The 3479-nt window shown below is 61.4% G+C and carries 2 protein-coding genes and 1 pseudogene; all 3 read right to left on the reverse strand.

Translation table 11 applies throughout. The features are described from left to right. Nucleotides 1-274: pseudogene (locus tag BGIM_RS65225) on the reverse strand (hypothetical protein); the annotation flags it as partial. 231 nt (nucleotides 275-505) lie between these two features. Then, the gene (locus BGIM_RS0137420) at nucleotides 506-2680 is read right to left on the reverse strand and encodes a hypothetical protein (protein ID WP_020474734.1); all 2175 of its coding nucleotides are present in this window, start codon (nucleotides 2678-2680) and stop codon (nucleotides 506-508) included. Between the two features lie 104 nt (nucleotides 2681-2784). Then, nucleotides 2785-3375, reverse strand: coding sequence for an RNA polymerase sigma factor (locus BGIM_RS0137425; RefSeq protein ID WP_020474735.1), 591 nt, complete (start codon nucleotides 3373-3375; stop codon nucleotides 2785-2787). Nucleotides 3376-3479 lie beyond the last annotated feature (104 nt).

Here is a 3479-nt window from a genome sequence, read left to right on the forward strand (position 1 = left end):
AAAAAGCCCGGGTCGTGGCCGGGAGTTCGTCCTGTTCGTCCGCCTCCAACAGCCGCTCCCGGGCGCTTTCCGCCGGCCCGAGCAGGCAATCGGCGATGAGTTGAACCATTTGGGAAAACGTCAGTTGACGTTGGTAACACCCTCCCCGAAACTCGTCGTACAACCGGTCCAGTTCGGCCGGATCGAGCACATGCCGCATCAACCGAAGCGTCGCCTCCGCCAGCGGGAGACGCATTAAAACACTCGCCTCAAACGGCATCTCTTGGGTTTCCATCCACGTCTCCTGCTCAAAACCGCCTCAACGCGAATAATAACTCCCGCTCTCATCAGACGTTACGATTTCCAAAGATCTTCACACGACTGCCGCTGACGCAGTGGGGCTCTTGGGAATCCCACACAAGATGCTTGTTGAATTTGCACTAGGAAAACCCCAACCGTTTCAGGCGGCCGGGCAAGGTTTGTGAAAATGGCGGGTCGCCATTGGCCGGCCCGGCAATCTGATTGATTACCAGCTCAGTTTCAGCTCTTTGTCGAAGGGCAGGCTCAAAGAAAATCCGCTGTTGTTCACCCTAGCCGACACGCCGATGCTGAAGACCTTCGAACCGGCGAAGGTGGCACCGCCGGAAATACTCGCCGAACCGTCGAATGTGAGGTTGCCCGACGCGTAGCTCATCTTGAACGAGGCGTCCACGTCGCCGTACAGGTTGTAGCCGCTGGTCCCGAACTGCACATACCCGTGCATCGAGGCGTTGACGAAGAATCCGTGCGTGCTGGCGTCATAACCCAGTGACAAATCGGTGGTCATGTTGGCGCTGGCCACGTACAGGTCGGCATAGTACGAGCTATGGGCCGAGATGGTGTAATCATTGATGGAGTACACCATCTGCGAACCGAAGAACCCGCCGGTGGCCCGGTTGGTCATCGTGCCGGTGAGGTTCCAGTGCGGCGTGCCGTATTTGCCCCACGTGATCAGCCCGTCAATTTCGATTTCCCCGGTCTTGGGAGCGAATTTTTCCAGCGGGGTGCCCGCGAACGGGTTGTCGCTTCCCGCCGCCACCGCCAGCATTCCGGGTTGGTACATCAGCGTGCCCGAACCGGCCTTGACGGAAAGGTTCACCCCGCCCAGGTTGTAGCCCAGGGAGATTTCGCCGTTCACGCCCACCGCCATGTCCTTCAGCGCCGCCGCGGTCGAACTCATCGGGGTGGAGAGCATGTCCTTCAGCTTGCCGCCGGCCATTGTTCCGTCGTCGTTGGCGTCCAAGTCGATCACCATTTCGCCGGACACCGAGGCCGGCAGGCTGCCGAGCGAGATGTCCCGGCCGCTCAGGTAGACGTTGCCGCGAATCGTATTCCGGTCTTCCAAAGCGTCCGGCCATTTTTCCGGGGTGAAGGGAATGTCGCCGTGGACGGAATACCCGGCCGCCCATGTCCCGGCGCTGCTGCCGGTGGCCACTCGGGCGTACAAGAACGGGTCGGCCGGGTCGAAGGCCACTTGCGCCCCGCCCAGCTTGCCGACCGACGCGCTGGTGTTGCCGAAACTGATCGACGCGGCCGATCCGTCGGTCGAGCCAAGCGAAGCGTACAGGTAAGGCACCCCGTCGTTCAACGGCGCCCCGGCGAGCGCCTGGCCGTTGCCGGTGATGTCTTCGCCCAAGGCGATACCCCACGAGGCTTGGGGCAGGTTGGCGGAAATTCCCAAGTCGTTCAGTTTGTCGGTCAGAGTGCTCGTCGGCAGGTTGAAGCTCCCGACGTTCATGGAGAATTTGTCAAACACACCGAACGAATCCGCCTGCCGGCCCGCCTTGGTGGTGATCGTGATGCTGTTGGAGCCGGGGTTGATCTGGAAGTTGGACAGCACCGAGCCGGTCACCAAAGTGACGGCTCCGGACGACTTGAACGTGTGTGAATATTGGCCGTTGCCGAGGTTGCTGAGCGTGTCCGTCCAATTGCCCCGGAGTTTGAACCCGGCGCCGGTCGGGCCGGTGAGCGTCAGATCAGTCTTGTTCTCAAGGGAGGCCGTCATGTCGCCCCCTTGGTTCAAGTCGTATTTGTAGGCGTTGGGGTCCAGTCCGATTGTCAGTTTCTGCCCGCTTGTCCCCGAGAGGGGGTCGAACATTGAGACGGGCAGATTGGTGGTGCGGGCGCCGGCCCGGTGCAAAACATTGACGCTGCCGACGTTGCCGGCGTAGTATTGGCACTCCGTGGCCGTGTTGTCGTAGAAATTGTTGACCCCGTTGCCGCCGTAAAAGAACGACGACTGGGGGCCGGCGTAGAAATTACTCGCCCCCGACCCGCCGTTAACCACATCAAAGCCTTTGGCGTTCTGAAGCTTGTAGTCGGTGGCAATATTGGTCGAATTGGTGAAGTAATACCATCTGTCCGGGTTTGTCCCGCCGGTGTACACGATCTTGTTCACCTGACTGGCCGGCACGTCCAAAATCGTCCGGCCGCCGGTGAAGGTGTCGGTCACCACCACATCATTGCCTTTGTTCGCCACCGTTGCGGTCGTGGCGTAATTGTCACAGGCAATAGTCAGCACGCCATTGGTCACGACGGCGGATGAAACCGACAACAGACTGCGCTCATCGAGCCCTTCCACATTCAGCCGGGCTTGAGTGGCGGCCGGGCGACGAGCCGGGCGGTTTTTGGAAGAAAACAATGAAACGAGTCTGTTGGACATGATCGGCCTCCGCGAAGGGCCGACTGGGCGGCCCGGTGATTGGTGGGCCGGGATCATTTCCCGGCTGCCAATCAATCCGCGGGGCATAACACGACTTTTTTAAATTATTCGACCAACCCCCCAAACTCCGTCCGCAACCGCTGCAACACTCGGTATTTGGCCTGCCGGACCGCCGCCGGGCTGAGGCCGTGGGCCGCCGCCACATCGGCCACCGAACGGCCCTCGACCGTGTGTTCCCAGAACACCTGCCAAGTTTTCGGCTCGAATTCGCCTTTGACCAGTTCCAACCCGCGTCGAAACAGGGCGCCGACCTCTTCCGGAGGGTCGTCTTGGTCGTTGTCGGCCGCGTCCGGGACCGATTGCATTCCCTGCAAAGCGGCCGTGCCCCCCGCCGCCAAGGGGTTTTTGGCGGCTTGTTCGGCGTGCCGGAGCAGCACGAACCGGGTGATACCCCTCAGCCAGCCACGGAAGGTGTCGCCGGGGCGGTCCCGGCGAAAATTGGCCAGCCCGGCCGCCACGGCCCGGAACACCTCTTGGGTGACATCGTCGGCATCCGCGCCGCTCACCCCCTGTCGGCCGGCCCAGAACCGGATCAGCGGGCCATACAGCCGAACCAGCCGGCTCCAGGCTGTCTGGTCGTCGGCCCGCAGGCGGGCGAGCAAGGTTGCCGAGGTGGCTGATTCGGAGTCGGGCATCCGAGGGCTTTCAAACGAGGGAGACAAGGTCGTTTTATACCGGCCGGATTATGTTAGAGGTATCCCCGCGCCCACGCTAGGTTCCCCGCATGGCATCATCCAAT

This window comes from Zavarzinella formosa DSM 19928 (assembly GCF_000255705.1).
Classification (GTDB): Bacteria; Planctomycetota; Planctomycetia; order Gemmatales; family Gemmataceae; genus Zavarzinella; species Zavarzinella formosa.